A 16,795-nucleotide genomic window follows, 5' to 3' on the forward strand; every position below is an offset into this window, starting at 1 on the left:
CATGCCATTCTAATTTTAATGACGAAAAAGTTACCTCGAGAGAGAGTTGCTTTCGTGTCTATGTCTAAGAAAAACAATCATCAATGTAAAACAGCCATAATAACAGCTGACAAATAGAAACAGGTAATTGAATATTCTCACCTGTTTCTATTGCTAGATAATTAGCATACAAGCTTAATATGTACTGACTGGTTTTACATATTTTACTTTATTCAGCCATGGACGAAGTTAGCATCAAAAGCGTTTTTCCATGTGAGTTAATTCATTGAATTTAATATCTGTAATCAAAATGATACCAATTATATATATCATAGCCTCGCCACCAAAAAAACCCTATGATCACACATAAAAATATCACATTAAATATGATACCTTTTCTATTACCCTCTTTAAAATTCTGTATTATTTTCTCAACTCCATCAATTAAGAACCATCCCCCCATAGAAAGAACTCCTAAAAACGGCCTGCCAAATACTAACTCGGTACTCCCGAAAACTAGCAGAGCTACTTTCAAGATCCTATATATTTGTTTTAGTATTTTAGTCAATCTATTTTCAACTCCATCACTTACATTTTTTTGCTTTATAAAGATTTTGTCCCTTACCATTCTTCGTAATAAAATTAGGCCCTTTTCTTAAACTTTGTTGCTATTGTTATTAAAAATGGACAGACTGATGAATTTTATAAGAGCTCAATAATTGAAAAGTAGAAAAGATGCCACGTATACGTGCTTATATCTTAGTAGGAAAAGCCCCAATCTGTGCGGAAATAGCCTAGCCTTAAATTATGTAAGCGTAAGCGAACCTCTTACCATTCTAAAAATCCTTAGATTAATAGCTTATTATAATTAGGCTCTTCTCTTAAACTTTGTCGCTATTGTTATTAAAAATCAATAATCGTAAAACTAGAAAAGATATGAACACTAAATGTATACATGCTCTTCTCTCAGAAAGAAAAATAACAATCAATGCGAAAACTGGCTTTACTTACAATAATATCATATTCTATTCATTATTTTTTAATGGTATTTTATTACACATAAGTGTTTTCCGTAAATTTAGTTGCCCTTCTTCAACAAACGAACGTCGTTATTTTGAATGAATAAGATATTTTGGAAGAAAAAGTGTTACGAGCCGTAGTTGCAACATGTTTACTTCTTAGCACGAGAAACAACTGTTATTGCGAAATGCAACCCCTAAACAAAAAACCATTACTTCTCAATTATGAGGGTAACGGCTTTTAAATAATTCTGCTTTTTTTAATATAAGTTTACGAAGCAATATCTTTTTTTCGATAGACAGTAAATGCCCCTAAGAAACTCACTGTTATGATTAAGAGCATAATTATCAAGTACAGAGGTTTTATCGTGTTATCAATCATGATTGAGGCGGAATCAACATATTCGAACGGCGTAAAATATTTTATTGCGTCAAATTTATTTGAAATGCCGGATATGATATCTAAAAAGTATGAAATTAATACAATACCTAGCGATATAGAGATTATATTTCTCGATTTTTTCATCACACTAGATATGAAGAATGCTATTGCTGCAAAAGTTAAATGTAGTAGAAAAGGTGCTATGGTGATTAGAAAAAATGTCTTTGATTCTATAGGCTCATCCGTAAAACCAATGTATGTGATTAACGACAATGCTATATTAAAGACTATTAAAGATAATAACACAGCGCATAATTTTTGTCCTACAATCTCTGTTCGAGTTATCGGTTTAGAAAGTAAAAATTCTGCTGTCTTCTCACTTTCTTCTTTAACGAGAATACTAGAAGCTAGTAGGACCGCGTATATACTGCCGAACAATGTTGTAAACAAATAGCCTTCAATTGCATAAAATCCAAGAACCGTATGCAAGCTAAATTGATCCATGTTAAATGCCTGTAGCATAGCTTCCGGGTAAGCATTTAACAATTGGTCTAATGTTTCTTGCTGCTCCGCAAAAGAAGGGTACATACTTAACATCATTATCATTAACCCTCCGAGAACTGCTATCCAAATCCATAATGCTTTCTGTGCTTTTACAAACTCCCTTTTGAATAACATTGCTTTTCTCCCCTTAATTCTCATAATAGTGCATGAACACTTCCTCTAATGAAGGTTCCTCAATGTTAATATCTGTTAATTGGAAATTGTATAACTGCTTAATTAGCGCAGTTGCGTTACCACTATATAAAAAATGCATTTCATCACCAATTACTTCTTGATTAATAACACCCTCTAGGTCCAAGCCTTGTGGCGGTTGTCCAGAGAACAGAATTGAGACTTTTTTAAATTGATTATGACGGAGCTGTTCAATCTGTTCTACTTTCAATACCCTTCCTTCTTTAATAATTCCTACTCTATCACACATTTTTTGTACTTCACCTAAATAATGTGAAGAGAAAAAGATGGTTGTTCCATCATCCCTCAATTCATGAAGTAAATCAAAGAACGTTTGTTGAATTAATGGGTCTAATCCACTTGTAGGTTCATCTAAAATTAATAGCTTGGGTTGATGAAGAAGAGCTTGAATGATTCCTACTTTTTTTCTATTCCCAAATGACAAATCTTCGACCTTTCTCGTTAAATCTAAATCTAACCTTTCAGCTAATTCATTAATTTTAGCTGTAGTATCTAGTTTATAAAATTTTGAAGAATATTGAAGTAGATCTTTGGCTTTCATATCATCGTAGTAATGTACCTCTGAAGGAAGATAACCAATTATTTTACGAATTTCTTTCGTATCTTTTACTACATCCAATCCGAAAACAGTAGCGCTTCCTTTAGTAGGATATATTAAGTTTAATAATGTACGGATGGTTGTACTTTTGCCTGCGCCGTTAGGTCCAATAAACCCAAATATTTCCCCTTCTTCAACTTCTAAGGTAACATTTTCAATTCCTCGATTTTTACCAAAAAACTTCGTTAAATTATTCATCTGAATGACATTCACGGTATTCCCCTCTTTCTATTAATGAAGAAATATTTCATTTTTTGTGCTTCTTATTTCTCTTATTAAAATAGTATCCACCTCTCCTCACAAATAGCACATAAAATAACGATGGCATAGGGGCTTGTATTAACCCAATAATTCCCCACAGCCAATAGTTATAGCCATGTTTTCTAGCATCAAAAAATAACAAGGTACTTTGAGTAATTAGTATGATGGCTACAATTGGTATAACAATTAATTCTTCGCTAGTCATCCATCAGCCACCTGCTTATCCTTTGTAAAATAAACGATAATTGGAAGGATGGCAGTGACAACAAGCTGTAATGCAACAAAAATAGCTGGCGACTTAGTTAATATCACAATTAATCCGGAGCCTACGGTCAAGATTATCAAAACGTATATGCATAAATCTCGTATAAATCTCTTTCTCAAAGCTAATTTATCCGCTACAATTTTTTGTTCAAGCCAGCTTAAATCTGGTGTTTCTATTGAGAACTGATTATCGATACTTGCTAAGCCTTTATTAACCTCTTCCACAGTGCTCTTATAGCTTTTTTTGTCGTCGATGTGTGTTACTTTGTTTTTCGTCACTAATTTTCAACTCCCTTCTAATCTTATCTATTCCATAATGAATACGTGATTTAGCTGTACCTACTGATATATTAAGCATTTTTGATATTTCTTCATACGTATATCCATAATAATGCTTTAGTACAATGGGGATCCGGTAATTACTAGATAATTGTCCCAATGCTTGATTAACATCAGCCCAATCCTCATTTTGAGTTTCAAACTTCCATTTCATTTCCCGCAAAGCTTGCATTTGTTCAAGCCATTTTTTTTCACGTTTGTTCTTTCTACATTGATCTATATAAACATTTGTAGCGATAGAAATAAGCCACGAAGAAAAAGCCGACTTCCCATTGTATAACCTTATTTTTTCAATGCATTTTGTCATCGTTTCTTGAGCAAGTTCCTCTGCCAAATTGTAATTCATAGTGACTTTTATTAAATACTTTACTAAAAAGGGATAATGATCTTGAAATAATATTGCAAAAGCTCTTGAATCTCCTCGTTTTGCATTCTCTATTAATTCTTGTTCCTGCATACCCACCCTCCTTCATGGAAACCCAATCACCCAAGCCTTAGAGTCAATAATAATACGCTACACATATTAGATTCGTTCAAAAAATCTTACATAAATTCGTTATCATTTTGAAAAATATATTGAGATGGTAGTGAGCTATAATAATTTTTCACTGCCTAAACATATTATAAACAAATCTTTAGCCTAAGATTAAAACATTTAAAGTACTATTGAAATAATTTTGTATTTTTTACGAACATTTTCATTTATTCACATTAATATTATTCGTGGTTTGGTTGACATCTATTTAAATTATTGTTATATTATCCTCTGGTTAGAGCAAAAAAATAATATTTATAAATTCACAATATAAAGTCAATGGAGGATTTCTCATGAATTTTGATTATGATGTAATTATTGTCGGTGCAGGACCAGCTGGTATTTTTACTAGTTATGAAATTTCCTTAAAAATGCCACATGCCAATGTCCTATTAATAGATAAAGGTCACGATATATACAGTAGACATTGTCCAATTCTAGAGAAAAAGATCCAAAAATGCCCTCCACCAGCTGGAAAAAAAGATTTCTCAGGTTGTTTACCAGCATGTTCAATAACAAACGGTTTCGGTGGAGCAGGTGCATACTCTGATGGTAAATTTAATATTACAAGTGAATTTGGTGGATGGATGACAGATTACCTGCCTAATTCTGAAGTAGTTGATCTTATAAAATATGTTGATCAAATTAACTTACAACACGGAGCTACAGAAACAATTACAGACCCCTTAACTTCAAAAGTTCGTGACATAGAAAAAAGAGGTTATGCAGCAGGGTTAAAATTATTACGTGCACAAGTTCGTCACCTTGGAACAGAACAGAATCTTCAAATACTACAAAGTATTTATGAATACTTAAAAAGAAAAATAGAGATGAAATTTAAAACTGAAGTTACCGATATCATTACTGAAAAGATTGATGGTCATCATACAGTGAAAGGAATCGAACTTACGAACGGTGAAATTATAACATCTAAAAAAGTCGTTATTGTCCCTGGACGAGACGGTTCTGCGTGGCTATCAAATATATTTAGAAAACGACGACTTAACATGATAAATAACCAAGTAGATATCGGTGTTCGGGTAGAGACATCAGATATAGTGATGGAGGAAATTAATACACATTTATATGAGGGTAAATTTGTATTCAATTCTTCTGTAGGTACAACGGTTCGGACTTTCTGTAGTAATCCATCTGGTCATGTTGTTGTCGAAAACCATTCTGGGATCATGTTAGCTAACGGACATTCGTACAAAGATCCTAATCTAGGAAGTAGTAATACTAACTTCGCTTTACTCGTATCACATAAATTTGCTGAACCATTCGATCAACCAAATGAGTTTGCACACGAAGTATCTAGATTAGCAAACCGTTTATCAAACGGTGGGATCATCGTTCAAAAGTATGGTGATATATTAAAAGGTCGCCGTTCAACTGAAAAAAGAATGAAGGAAGGGTTTTTAGAACCAACTTTAAAAGAAGCAGTACCAGGGGATTTAGGTCTTGTATTACCTTATAACACGATGAAAAGTTTAATCGAGATGACAGAAGCACTCAACCATGTAACTCCTGGTCTTGCATCTGAACATACACTTTTTTACGGAGTTGAAGCTAAGTTTTATTCAGCACGACCGAATCTTAATAATAAGTTTGAATCAGAAATAGATGGACTTTATGTTGGTGGTGATGGCGCTGGTATCACCCGTGGTCTTGCTCAAGCTGGTGCATGTGGTGTATGGATTGCCCGTGATATTATAGAAACAATTAAATAGTTCAGTAGTTAAATAGTATCATGTACTACTTTCCTAAAAACCACATGGGCATCCATATAACCCATGTGGTTTTCCTCGCTTGCTATTATTCGTCTTTTATTATGTTTAACAACCAATTGTGTTATGATGCTGCAGACTCATCCACCTTTGTAGATCGTTTATTTTGTGACAACATTAAAGTAATCGCCATGCCTATAAATGTGAGCACAATGCCAATCATTTGTAAAAAGCTAGGTCGAAAACCTGTAATCATTGTATCGAGTAGAATGGCTACAATTGGATCTAAAAATACTAACGCTGATATTAAACCCGCAGAAAGATGTCTCACACTTCCAAAAAACAAAAAATAGACAACACCTGTATGGAGAGATCCGATGAGTGTGACAGCAATCCAATTACTTGTTTCTAACCCCACGAACGCTTCAAAATTAACAAAAGGTAATAACAAAACCGCACCGAGTGTTGTTTGAATGACAGTCACTGCATATGAACTTAATTGGCGAATGTTTTTGCTTAATAGTGTAAGAAAAGCATATAGTACCGCTGCTAAAAATGCCCAAATGAGACCAGATGAGAATAATTGGCCAAATGGAGTATTAGTTCCTAAACCCGAAACGAGCATTGTCCCTAGAAAACAGACGCTTATCGTTATAACAGTTACAACTGTTAACTTTTCTTTATAAAAAAGACTACCAAGTAGTAAAACAATCACCGGGGCTAAATAATATATTGATACAGCAACTGTGACAGGCATCATTTCGAATGCTTTAAAAAGAAACACCCAATTTAATACTAGTATAAGACCACAAAAAATAATTTGTTTTACTTCATGTTTATTCCATTTTTCCGAAGCGAATTTTCCTGTTAATAACCAAAATACGCCTAAAAAGAATGAAGCAAAAACACATCTCACAAAAACTAATTCAAACGCATGAAGTCCAGTTTTTGCAGCTACAAATCCAATAGATCCAAAAATACTCATTGCTACAATCATGCCAACCATAGCTGCCGATTTCTTTGAGCTTGAAATCTTTGTCTTCATTAATATTGCCCTCCTTTTTGTCCGACATTAGTTTATTTCTATTGGAAATGCACTTTATACTCTTAATAACAATAAATATTAATTATAAATAATTTCAAAAGCATTGTAAAATTTGCAAAATAATAAAAATTAAAGTAATGTACAAGTATTAATTATAATATCGTTTACTTCAAGGTAAGTTACTTGTTTATTTTTCATGAATGTTTTATCAAAAATTGCATATATTAAATTTTGGACGAATTGTTTTAGAAAGTAAATCGTTTCCTGAACAAATGGAGCTATCCAAAATCGGATGGCTTCTCTTGTTACATCACTTAGGAGGTTGATTGGATGGTATTTGGCAAAAAGGTTATCAAAGAAATCGAAACAGAAGAAACAAAAATATGGGTATGCTCATCTGAGTTGTGTAATTGTTGGGTGAGAGATAATTTTAGAAGTAAAGACCAAACTACTTGCCCAGCTTGTAATAGTGAGATGGAGATGGCATTTAAAGAGTTGGAAATCGTTCACAATAACTCCATTATTTCATAACCTCAATAATATTATCTATCAACGAACCATATTAACCATTAACAAACCATTTCTATAAGCATAGTTTGTTATTTTCAGAAGCTCAATAATGATCCGTGCCATCATCAGGTGTACTAATATGACAATGATGGCACGGGTTCGATTGAAACATGAACTTGTCCAAGAACTCACACAAATTGAATGAAGCGACTAACCTCCTGTTAAAAAAACTACACCTTCATAGGTAGCAACCTACAACCCTCTGTACATTTCACTTTAAATTTTCCCATGAAATTCAGCTATTGTTTCTTTCATTTCAAGTCTTTTGTTTTCGATTTTTTTAATTTTGCGCAGAGATACCAACGATATTATAGAAAGAAGCAAAAACCCTATATAAGAGATACTATGATTTTGCTGAATAATATTTGTCTTCATCAATTCCATCTCCTCCCTAGTCTTTATGTTGCGCACTATTCACATTGATACATTTTTCTATTAAAAATCAAATCTTAGTCCAATAGTGCCTGCATAATCTATTCTCAGTTACATGAAAATCCATCGTTACATTCAAAAAAGCTCTCCACTTATGTATTATAAAATATTCATCCGTCTTCTATTTTTTGCACTTTATTATAACATTTATTATACGATTTATAATTATTTTTCGTATCCTAAATAATTATATAGTACCGTACTAATATTTTCCTAAGCATTCTTATTGCATTGCGACATAATTAGGTGTATATTTTATAATATAATAATTAGGAGGCTAACTAAATGGATGATTATCTCAACCATGTTGGTTTCAACTTAAAAGTAGTTGCTAGAACACTTACAAATATACAGAATAACAAATTAGAGCAGCACGGAGTAACGATCGCACAATACCGCGTTCTTTATCATCTAAAAGAAAAGGAGGGTTTATCACAGTCAGAACTACTTGATGCTTTGCAAATTAAACCTTCCTCATTGACCGGGTTAATTGAACAGCTTGAGAATAAAGAACTTGTCACAAGAAAATGTGACAGTAAAGACGGACGCTTGAAGAGGCTTTATTTAACTAATCATGGGTCCGAAAAGATTGAACAGCTATGGAACATCATTGTCGATTTAGAAAATGATCTTACAAGTGGATTTTCACCTGAAGAAAAGGCCCTATTGGTATCCTGGTTAAAGAAGTTGAAAAAAAATACTTGCAAGGAAGCAAATGAATAAAGAGAGTATAGACTTTGACTCCCCTCTTCGAGATCATCTACCAACTATCCATATCTAAACTAGTTCATTAACATTAACCACATTGGTTAATGTTAATTATGTTATTGTCACTTTAAGGATGATGGTTGGGAAAAAGTATTAACAAAAAGTTAGGAAGCTAATAAATTACAAATGGGGGAATATGTATGAATAATAGAAGTGAAATATTAGGTACCGAACCAATACCCAAACTATTGTCTAAGTTATCCATCCCTGCAATGATCGGCATGTTAGTTATGTCGCTTTATAACGTTGTTGATACAATTTTTATTGCTAAAGGTGTAGGAACGCTTGGAGTTGCTGGTGTATCAATAGCCTTTCCTTTGCAATTAATATTGTCGTCAATTGCTGCTGCCATTGGTATAGGTGGTTCGGCAGTCATATCAATCAAACTTGGACAAAAGAAGCAAGAAGAAGCTAATCATGTTTTTGGTAATTTTCTTGCTTTATTACTCGGCTTAAACATCATAGCAATTATTCTTGGACTTTTATTTCTAGAACCGTTACTACGACTTTTCGGTGCAACAGATTCCATCCTTCCTTATGCAATGGATTATTTAAGCATTATTTTATTAGGAATGATCTTTTTTGCATTTGCTATGTCTTCGAACAATATAGTACGCGCAGAAGGTAACGCAAAAACAGCCATGATAACAATGATTGTTTCATCGATTATAAATATTATCCTTGATCCTATATTTATTTTCACATTAAATATGGGTGTCAAAGGTGCTGCCATCGCTACTATTATTTCACAAGTTGTTGCAGCGCTTTATATATTTAATTATTTCTTTATAAGTAAGAAAAGTAGCTTGAGCATTTCATTTAAACATCTCAAACTAAAACTATCATATATTAGATCCATTTTAACTATCGGCTCTTCTGCTTTCATTAGACAAATCGCAGGTAGTATTATGTTTGTTGCAGTAAATAGGATGTTAATTATTTACGGTGGTGAGCTTGGAGTAGCAGTATTCGGAATGATTCATAAGGTAATGGCTCTATCTGTTATGCCGATGTTCGGAGTTATTCAAGGCTTGCAACCTATTGTTGGCTTTAACCATGGTGCAAAACAACCTGAACGTGTGAACGATACAGTAATGTTATCCATTAAAGTAACAACAATAATTTCAGCTGCGGTATTCGTAATTGTTCTAGTATTTGCAAAACCATTAATTTCAATATTCACTTCTGATGTTCAGGCAATTACGATGGGCGAACACGCGCTCAGAATCATCTTTGCACTCATGGTCACAGTTGGTTTCCAAATGGTTATTGGTGGTGTGTATCAAGCACTCGGGAAAGCTAAACCGGCTTTCATTTTATCAATGGCTCGCCAAGTATTATTTTTAATCCCACTAGTTTTATTATTACCTCGTCTGTTTGGGTTAACAGGCGTGTGGCTTGCTTTCCCGCTCGCTGATTTATTTGCATTTATCATCACTTTCGCCTATGCATGGAAAGATCGTATAATCACTTGGAAGAAACAAACACAAAATAGCAATGCAAGTGCCTCCGCATAGTATAAATTAACAGATGACTTGCTATTGTCATAATGTTCTTTTTAAAAAATAATGACAATAACGTACATCCAGCCGATGCTGATAATAAATACTACTTTTTCTACACACATAGTATATTTATATAGTAAAAAAAATTGATCGGTATAACGATCAATTTTTTTTATGTTCTATTCACGAAGATTCTTTACACAGAACGTTTATTGGATAATAAATAGAAACCCTCCTACTTTATTAGAAATACTATAAGAATTCACAAAAATGATCTTGATTTACAGCTATACATGCATTAATATGGAAATGCTTGAAGAAAATACAGGTTGCTTTGTTAACTCCACTATGGATTTAGCAACTACATAATAAGCAAATGTTAACGTTACCACTTTTAGAAAGGGAGACACGGATGAAAATTAAAACGAAGTTGTTACTTTCATATTCATCTTTAATAATAATCCTCATTATACTGGGGAGTTATGCCATTGTTAATATTGCTCATATTAACGAAAACGGAAAAAATATAGTAGATGAAAGACTAGTACCTACCTCTTCAATTGGTAGAATTGCACAATATGCTAGTAACACACGAATTCAAATGCTACAAGCTTTAGTCAATGAAGATAGCTCAATGACGGCAAAGGCAAAAAATAGTATGGATACAGTTGATCAAATGCTATTATACTATAGGGAAAATTCAATGACTGCTGAAGAAAAAGAAATTTTTCAACAATTAGAAGATGATTGGGAGCTTTTTAAAGAGAGAGCCTCGGCTAATACTGAGTTTATTTTGCAAGGTCAGTATGAAAAGGCTCGTGATGGTATTGCATTAGGTGGTGATCAATTCGACAAAGTTGAGGATAAGATCGGAAAGCTCATGAAGCTTAATATAGATCTCGCAAATGACTTATCATCACAAAACAATAAAATTTACCAATCTACAAAAACGTTATTATTGATTGGTCTAGTCTTAGCAATAATCATTTCCTTTGTTATCGCATTAATTGCAGGAAGGAAAATTACTAATCCTTTAAAAACGATAAGCATGCGTGTAAGTCAAATTGCCGATGGAGAATTAACGGGTGAACCCATCAAAATAAAGACTAAAGATGAATTATCTTTGTTAGGAAATGATATAAATACGATGCAAGATAATTTAAGAGTGTTAGTTAATAATGCTGCTGAAGCAGGAGATCAGCTCGCAGCAGCCGCTGAGGAACTAAGTGCAAGCACAGGACAAAGTTCACTGGCTACAGAACAAATGGCAACACTCACTCAGCATTCAGCTGAACGTGTTGAGCAACAACTACAAGGTATTAATGATATTTCATCAACAATTAAGAAGGTATCTGACAATACATTAGAAATAGCCCTTAATAGTAGTGACATGGTAGAAATCTCTAAAAAAGCAACTGCAGCTTCTGAAAATGGCTCTATTATTGTTACAAAAGTCGTTGAACAAATGAAAATGATTACTGATATCGTAACTGACAGCACAAGTCAAATATTTCAACTTGATCAAAAATCTAATAAGATTAGTAATATTATTGATATTATCACCGATATATCAGAACAGACTAACTTGCTTGCCTTAAACGCTGCAATCGAAGCGGCAAGAGCAGGAGAAAATGGTAAAAGCTTTGCTGTTGTTGCAGATGAAGTAAGGAAACTAGCAGAAGAAACAAAGCATTCCGCATCACAAATTGCTTCTGTATTACATGAGATTCAAAATGAAACAAGAAGTTCTGTAAAACATATGAGTGAAGGTACTGACAAGGTAAATGAAGGCATTACGTTAACTGAAGAAGTAAATGTCGTATTCAGTAATATATCTCAATTAATCTCTGACGTTGCTACGAAAGTAGACGAGGTTATGGGTTCTATTCAAATGATGGCTGAAGCAAATGAACAATTAGTATCTAGCTCAAAATCTGTAGAAGAAATGGCACATTCATCTGTTTTAGCAAACCAAGAAAGTTCTGCAGCTTCTGAAGAGCAATTAGCTACTACAGAAGAAATCACGAGTTCCGCAGAAGCCTTATCTGCCCTTGCAGATACATTGCATAATCAAATATTAAAGTTTAAAACATCTTAAAACATCGCACGTGTAGTTAACTATTCTTCGATGTAGTGGTTGTATGACATTAAGTTTGCTTATCACCTATTAAAAAACTCAATAAGCTACAATTATAAAAAGCGTGTTTGAATGAAGATTGTTCAAAGCACGCTTTTTATGTTTTCTCTTTTCCATATTCTATTATCGTGTCGGTTGATTCATAATACGATTTATTGTGTCAAAACTTGCTTATGCATATGATAATAGAGATCAATCACTAACAAGCTATCTTTCACTACTGTTATTTCTAAATAACGTTTAACCCATGGGTGAGATGTGATTAAATGAGTAAACAAAGATATGTATTATATGATTAATTGAGATTTTTTAATAATTTTCCAACCTTATCTTTCCAGGCATCTGCGAGGTCTGAACATTTTAAAATTTCCTCTATAGCTTCTTTATTCTTCTTATCATGAAATAAAACTTGGTTAGCAGACCATATGGACACGTTATTTTGTACTCGCTCGATCAATTTGATCTCCGAGTTACAGTTCACAGCACCTTCCTTAAGGACTTTAAAGAAATAACCAGTATACCCTGTTTCTACAAACCTAGATAGTAGAGAATCAATTTCGTTGAACTTCGAAATCGTATTACAAGGAATTCTGCCCTGTGAAACTTGGACAATTGCATCTCCAAGAGCAAATATATCTCCTATAAAAATATCATTCTCAAGCATATTCCTCACTGTTATATTTTCGCCAAATGCTGGTGGTTCAATAGATTTATTAAATTCTTTTTCAAACTGTAAGTAATGCTCATATGGATAAACACAAACAGCTCTATCTGGTCCACCATGATACTTTTGATTAGCTACTCCATCACCTACAAACCCCTCTGTTGTTAAAAAGGCTTCCTCAATGATCTTTTTCCCTATACCTGAATCTTTCGATTTTCCATTCCAAACATAACTCTTGGGTTGTCCAATACTTATAGAAACTATGTTTCTTTCCATGTCAATCACCTCAATTTTCCATTAACGTTTTTATTCTAGCTGTTATTGTAAATATGTTCAACTTTTTCCTTTTATGATCAATTGATTCATATAATAAAGTTAGTATAATTGAACACCGGCAAATTAAGTGATAACCCTATCCAAAGCTCATCTGTAGAAGTGTGGACAAACGCATCAAACGACTGTCACAAATTTATAAGATAAAATGATAACGGTGAACATATTAATTGTTAAGAACGGTAACATACATAATATATGAAACCTGATTCGTTCTTACTTTTTTCCTGATTACATCATACGATACGACCAAACGTTAATACGATTGCCATCAGGGTCGAAAAAATGGAATCCTCCCCACCCTTCCAATGGATTCCCTGCTATTTCTGATAATTCCATATGCTGATCTTTGAGTCTATTATATGTTTCATAAAATTTATCCGGTCTAATATCAAAATATGTACGTACTGCTGGATTCCCTCTAACTGGTTCATCAATTTTTTCTAAAAAAATATTATCCATTAATGATTGTTGATGAACGTTGAAATCATACGCATCTTCCGTTTGAAGATGAGCATATCCTTTCTCTCGGTCTTCAATGACCTTCAAGAAACCTAGATGGGTCGTATACCAATCAACAGCATTGCTTATATCAGTTACACCGATTCTTGCATTGACCTCACCAAATCCTAGTAGTCTAGCATCAGGGTAATTATCCTTCTCTGTAGGGTTTTCAAAAACTGTAAATCGAGCATTTTCAAATCCATAAAAATCAAACGTTTTCAAACCATTTACTAATGTGACCTGTTTTGAGTAAGTAATGTTATGCTGTTCAAAATAGTTAAGTGTATTTTCTATACTGCCAATTTCAAAACACAACCTTACATTACCTTCTTCCCCAGTTTCATTTATGAAATGGTCTATATCGGAATCAAATGATTTTACCGTAACTACCCCTAGTCTAGGCATTTTCAAAAAAGCTTTTTTCCCCAATGGTGTCTGAACCTGATCTAGACACTCCCATCCCATATGTGTTGTGTACCATTCTACTCCTTCGTCAAATCGGTCCCACGAAACCATGATGAAGCCTCCATCCCAACGAAACATAACCAATCACACTCCTTAACAATAATTTCTATACATATATCCTAAACCTTAAAGTGGGTTTAATGTCAATATTTTTAAGAAATTCTTTTTTAAAAACGCTTTCATAACATTCTTTGCTATAGTCCTAAACTAGTAAAATAAAGATATCGTTTCACTACAGGCATCTTTTTATAGTGTATAAGGATACCAAGAACGGTAGATGTACATATTTTAGTAAAAAAATCCCTACATCAAAAAAGAAACTCCATTTATATAGAAGTTCCCATTCAAAATTGCAGTTTTTTTCGTTAACTTTGTTCTGCTAGTACCGAGTAAATTCAGCTAATTAATCTTATAAAATCTTCGTTGGTACAAAAACTTTATTTATTCCCTTTGTTTGATGCGACTTATTTTCTCATCCACCACTTGCATGGGAAGTTTGACTCTACCACATTCCATGAGTTTTATGTAGGACTAATCCAACGTAATATTTATTGTCTTATTTGACCAAATATATTAATCAAAAACTTCAATCTTTCCAATAGTTGCTTGCATTGGGCTACTATCTAAAACTTCACCATCTATCCATACTTTAAACTTCTTACCCTTTTCCAAGCTGCTTTTATCAACTGACTTTCCATAGCTTAAAATAATATTTCCAGTGTTTCCTTGTTCAAAAAAAACACCTTGTTTAACTTCCATTTCTATTGTTTTATTATTAAACTTTATTATTTCCCCGATAAAGTCTGATTCGGCTGAATATTCTTCATTACTGTTACAGCCTGAAAGTAACATAAAAATAGTAAATATCAATAGTGATATCCTTAATGCCATTATTGGACACCCACCTATATAGTCAATCTATTTACCTCGTTCCAGTAGATCCGTGGCCACCTCTATTTTCATTATTTAGAACGGCTACTTCATTAAAAGTCACATGCTGCATTTTTTTTATCATTCTAAACTGACATATTCGATCGCCAAATTCAATCTTTGTATCTCTCAGAGCATACGCTGGAAAAAACCATTGATCATTATCACCTTTATACGACTCATCAATTACACCCATAGAGTTTGTTTGGATAATACCAAAATTTTTAAATGTACTTGATCTAGGTACTACATGCGCTTCATACCCATCAGGTAGTTCCATCGCAACACCAAGAGGAATCAAACAGAACCCTTCTTTTTGTATTTCAACAGTTTCAGCTGCACGCAAATCAATCCAATCCCCAACTTCTATTTTATTAATTTTTGGCAATTGTTTATTAAAATACTTTATTTTTATCGTTAATGACATTTATGTCTTCTCCTCTACCATGGACTAATATAAGTTAAAAAAAAGATGTTCTCAAAACTATTGACGATATTCTAGTATGTATAAACAGTTTTAGTATACGAATGCTGTCTGAATTATTCATTTACAGTATTTATCATTATGCGATATTGTAACAACCAACAAAAAAGATGCATAAATGCACCCTCTCTAAGCTGTTATGTCACGTTTCAACGTTTTAATTGATAAAATTAAATAAGTGATTACAACTGCACCAATGAAGAATATAACTTTAAGATATATTACGGCTGACAAAAAGAAAAATGTATAAAAAACTGAGCTCCAAATAATCAAGATCCCTATTATTTTGGGTTTCATAGGGATCGCTTTATGCTCTCGATAGTTTTTTATATACTCCCCAAGTATTTTATTATTCATTAACTTATCATATAATTTTTTCGATGATTTAGCATAACAAAAACCCGCTAGTAATAAAAAAGGTGTAGTCGGTATTAAGGGTAATATGATACCTATGACACCACATATTAAAGCAACTGTTCCTATTCCAATCAATACGGTTCTTTGAAGTGTTTTCATAACCGAACTCCTTGCTGCTAGATTAATTATATTTATCCACAAAATATCTAAGTATTTTTAATTAAATTGTCTAGAGATAACATTAGCAACATTATAACACCGTAGATAAGGAAAAGCTAACCGTCGATAGTATGCAAACTTAAATTATCTTACATTGTTTCCATTAAATATTTATCTAGACTCTTATTCCTTGTTGATATGTTACTACTGCTATTAGAGTTTATACTGCTAGTCATTGTAATTAATAAAAATCCCCATGAAATATCGTTGTTTTTCTCATAATTTTTGATCTCGTTGAGCGTATATACAATCGTATTATTTGGATTTATTTCGTAATTTTGTTAGATGTTTTTTTCTCACTACTTGTAGTTACACTGTTCTTTTCCTCTTGGAGTACATTTATTTCATCATTTAACCTCCAGCCAAATAATTTTCTACCAAACTGTCTATTAAAATAGCTTTCTCTAAAGTTTCTGCCACAAGCTTCACCCTATCTTTTATAAAGGATCATTTCATACACTTTGTTGCGATACCACGATAAGAAATTTTATTCAATTTTCATTTTACATAAGAGAAAATGCC

18 protein-coding genes are annotated in these 16,795 nt (G+C 33.0%); 5 read left to right on the forward strand and 13 right to left on the reverse strand.

From position 1 onward, the window contains the following. Positions 1-271 precede the first annotated feature (271 nt). The 6 genes from ACSVDA_RS06680 to sigY form a co-directional block, all read right to left on the reverse strand. A complete protein-coding gene (locus ACSVDA_RS06680) occupies positions 272-547 on the reverse strand; it encodes a hypothetical protein (RefSeq protein WP_485881847.1) in 276 nt (91 codons plus the stop codon). 722 nt (positions 548-1,269) lie between these two features. Then, the gene (locus tag ACSVDA_RS06685; RefSeq protein ID WP_485881848.1) at positions 1,270-2,058 is read right to left on the reverse strand and encodes an ABC transporter permease subunit; all 789 of its coding nucleotides are present in this window, start codon (positions 2,056-2,058) and stop codon (positions 1,270-1,272) included. Positions 2,059-2,071: 13 nt separating this feature from the next. Further along, positions 2,072-2,947: an ABC transporter ATP-binding protein gene (locus tag ACSVDA_RS06690; RefSeq protein ID WP_485881850.1), complete on the reverse strand. Its 876-nt coding sequence runs from the start codon at positions 2,945-2,947 to the stop codon at positions 2,072-2,074. Positions 2,948-2,981: 34 nt separating this feature from the next. Continuing rightward, the gene (locus ACSVDA_RS06695) at positions 2,982-3,200 is read right to left on the reverse strand and encodes a sigma-Y antisigma factor component (protein WP_485881852.1); all 219 of its coding nucleotides are present in this window, start codon (positions 3,198-3,200) and stop codon (positions 2,982-2,984) included. Beyond that, on the reverse strand, positions 3,197-3,538 hold the full coding sequence (locus tag ACSVDA_RS06700) for a YxlC family protein (protein ID WP_485881854.1): 342 nt from the start codon (positions 3,536-3,538) through the stop codon (positions 3,197-3,199). The genes ACSVDA_RS06695 and ACSVDA_RS06700 overlap by 4 nt, the downstream gene beginning before the upstream one ends. Then, complete coding sequence (gene sigY / locus ACSVDA_RS06705; RefSeq protein ID WP_485881856.1) at positions 3,492-4,055, reverse strand: RNA polymerase sigma factor SigY; 564 nt, start codon at positions 4,053-4,055, stop codon at positions 3,492-3,494. The genes ACSVDA_RS06700 and sigY overlap by 47 nt, the downstream gene beginning before the upstream one ends. 371 nt (positions 4,056-4,426) lie before the next feature. Here sigY and ACSVDA_RS06710 point away from each other — a divergent pair, with 371 nt between their 5' ends. Beyond that, complete coding sequence (locus tag ACSVDA_RS06710) at positions 4,427-5,863, forward strand: NAD(P)/FAD-dependent oxidoreductase (protein ID WP_485881857.1); 1,437 nt, start codon at positions 4,427-4,429, stop codon at positions 5,861-5,863. Positions 5,864-5,984: 121 nt separating this feature from the next. Here the strand turns inward: ACSVDA_RS06710 and ACSVDA_RS06715 are convergent, their stop codons facing one another. Next, positions 5,985-6,905, reverse strand: coding sequence for a DMT family transporter (locus ACSVDA_RS06715; protein WP_485881859.1), 921 nt, complete (start codon positions 6,903-6,905; stop codon positions 5,985-5,987). A gap of 330 nt (positions 6,906-7,235) precedes the next feature. Between ACSVDA_RS06715 and ACSVDA_RS06720 the strand changes: the two genes are divergently transcribed. Then, positions 7,236-7,436 (forward strand): cold-inducible protein YdjO-related protein, encoded by a 201-nt coding sequence (locus ACSVDA_RS06720; RefSeq protein WP_320210574.1) that lies wholly within the window; start codon positions 7,236-7,238, stop codon positions 7,434-7,436. 255 nt (positions 7,437-7,691) lie between these two features. On the opposite strand, the gene ACSVDA_RS06725 is transcribed toward ACSVDA_RS06720, so the two are convergent. Continuing rightward, positions 7,692-7,853 carry an LPXTG cell wall anchor domain-containing protein gene (locus ACSVDA_RS06725; protein ID WP_485881861.1) on the reverse strand — a complete coding sequence of 54 codons (162 nt, stop codon included), beginning with the start codon at positions 7,851-7,853 and terminating at the stop codon, positions 7,692-7,694. A gap of 339 nt (positions 7,854-8,192) precedes the next feature. Here ACSVDA_RS06725 and ACSVDA_RS06730 point away from each other — a divergent pair, with 339 nt between their 5' ends. The 3 genes from ACSVDA_RS06730 (at position 8,193) to ACSVDA_RS06740 (ending at position 12,278) form a co-directional block, all read left to right on the forward strand. After that, positions 8,193-8,630 carry a MarR family winged helix-turn-helix transcriptional regulator gene (locus ACSVDA_RS06730; protein WP_485881863.1) on the forward strand — a complete coding sequence of 146 codons (438 nt, stop codon included), beginning with the start codon at positions 8,193-8,195 and terminating at the stop codon, positions 8,628-8,630. A 185-nt stretch (positions 8,631-8,815) separates the two neighbouring features. Beyond that, entirely contained in the window at positions 8,816-10,192 is a 1,377-nt protein-coding gene (locus ACSVDA_RS06735; protein ID WP_485881865.1) for an MATE family efflux transporter, read from the forward strand. A 400-nt stretch (positions 10,193-10,592) separates the two neighbouring features. Beyond that, positions 10,593-12,278, forward strand: coding sequence for a methyl-accepting chemotaxis protein (locus ACSVDA_RS06740; protein ID WP_485881867.1), 1,686 nt, complete (start codon positions 10,593-10,595; stop codon positions 12,276-12,278). 334 nt (positions 12,279-12,612) lie between these two features. Here ACSVDA_RS06740 and ACSVDA_RS06745 read toward each other — a convergent pair whose 3' ends face one another. From ACSVDA_RS06745 to ACSVDA_RS06765, 5 genes are all read right to left on the reverse strand, one after another. After that, complete coding sequence (locus ACSVDA_RS06745; RefSeq protein WP_485881868.1) at positions 12,613-13,257, reverse strand: MOSC domain-containing protein; 645 nt, start codon at positions 13,255-13,257, stop codon at positions 12,613-12,615. Positions 13,258-13,545: 288 nt separating this feature from the next. After that, positions 13,546-14,361: a VOC family protein gene (locus tag ACSVDA_RS06750; protein ID WP_485881870.1), complete on the reverse strand. Its 816-nt coding sequence runs from the start codon at positions 14,359-14,361 to the stop codon at positions 13,546-13,548. 495 nt (positions 14,362-14,856) lie between these two features. Then, positions 14,857-15,174, reverse strand: coding sequence for a DUF3221 domain-containing protein (locus ACSVDA_RS06755; RefSeq protein WP_485881871.1), 318 nt, complete (start codon positions 15,172-15,174; stop codon positions 14,857-14,859). Positions 15,175-15,205: 31 nt separating this feature from the next. After that, positions 15,206-15,640, reverse strand: coding sequence for a dUTP diphosphatase (locus ACSVDA_RS06760; protein WP_485881873.1), 435 nt, complete (start codon positions 15,638-15,640; stop codon positions 15,206-15,208). A gap of 186 nt (positions 15,641-15,826) precedes the next feature. Beyond that, positions 15,827-16,213, reverse strand: coding sequence for a YbaN family protein (locus tag ACSVDA_RS06765; RefSeq protein ID WP_485881875.1), 387 nt, complete (start codon positions 16,211-16,213; stop codon positions 15,827-15,829). Between the last annotated feature and the right edge of the window lie 582 nt (positions 16,214-16,795).

The organism is Cytobacillus sp. Hm23 (genome assembly GCF_051842895.1).
Lineage (GTDB): Bacteria > Bacillota > Bacilli > Bacillales > SM2101 > Nanhaiella.

Bases quoted from the DNA above. Each gene is read 5' to 3' on its own strand.
- ACSVDA_RS06685 (WP_485881848.1), bottom strand. From the start codon at position 2,058: ATGTTATTCAAAAGGGAGTTTGTAAAAGCACAGAAAGCATTATGGATT.
- ACSVDA_RS06695 (WP_485881852.1), bottom strand. From the start codon at position 3,200: ATGACTAGCGAAGAATTAATTGTTATACCAATTGTAGCCATCATACTA.
- sigY (WP_485881856.1), bottom strand. From the start codon at position 4,055: ATGCAGGAACAAGAATTAATAGAGAATGCAAAACGAGGAGATTCAAGA.
- ACSVDA_RS06710 (WP_485881857.1), top strand. From the start codon at position 4,427: ATGAATTTTGATTATGATGTAATTATTGTCGGTGCAGGACCAGCTGGT.
- ACSVDA_RS06715 (WP_485881859.1), bottom strand. From the start codon at position 6,905: ATGAAGACAAAGATTTCAAGCTCAAAGAAATCGGCAGCTATGGTTGGC.
- ACSVDA_RS06720 (WP_320210574.1), top strand. From the start codon at position 7,236: ATGGTATTTGGCAAAAAGGTTATCAAAGAAATCGAAACAGAAGAAACA.
- ACSVDA_RS06730 (WP_485881863.1), top strand. From the start codon at position 8,193: ATGGATGATTATCTCAACCATGTTGGTTTCAACTTAAAAGTAGTTGCT.
- ACSVDA_RS06735 (WP_485881865.1), top strand. From the start codon at position 8,816: ATGAATAATAGAAGTGAAATATTAGGTACCGAACCAATACCCAAACTA.
- ACSVDA_RS06740 (WP_485881867.1), top strand. From the start codon at position 10,593: ATGAAAATTAAAACGAAGTTGTTACTTTCATATTCATCTTTAATAATA.
- ACSVDA_RS06745 (WP_485881868.1), bottom strand. From the start codon at position 13,257: ATGGAAAGAAACATAGTTTCTATAAGTATTGGACAACCCAAGAGTTAT.
- ACSVDA_RS06750 (WP_485881870.1), bottom strand. From the start codon at position 14,361: ATGTTTCGTTGGGATGGAGGCTTCATCATGGTTTCGTGGGACCGATTT.
- ACSVDA_RS06755 (WP_485881871.1), bottom strand. From the start codon at position 15,174: ATGGCATTAAGGATATCACTATTGATATTTACTATTTTTATGTTACTT.
- ACSVDA_RS06760 (WP_485881873.1), bottom strand. From the start codon at position 15,640: ATGTCATTAACGATAAAAATAAAGTATTTTAATAAACAATTGCCAAAA.
- ACSVDA_RS06765 (WP_485881875.1), bottom strand. From the start codon at position 16,213: ATGAAAACACTTCAAAGAACCGTATTGATTGGAATAGGAACAGTTGCT.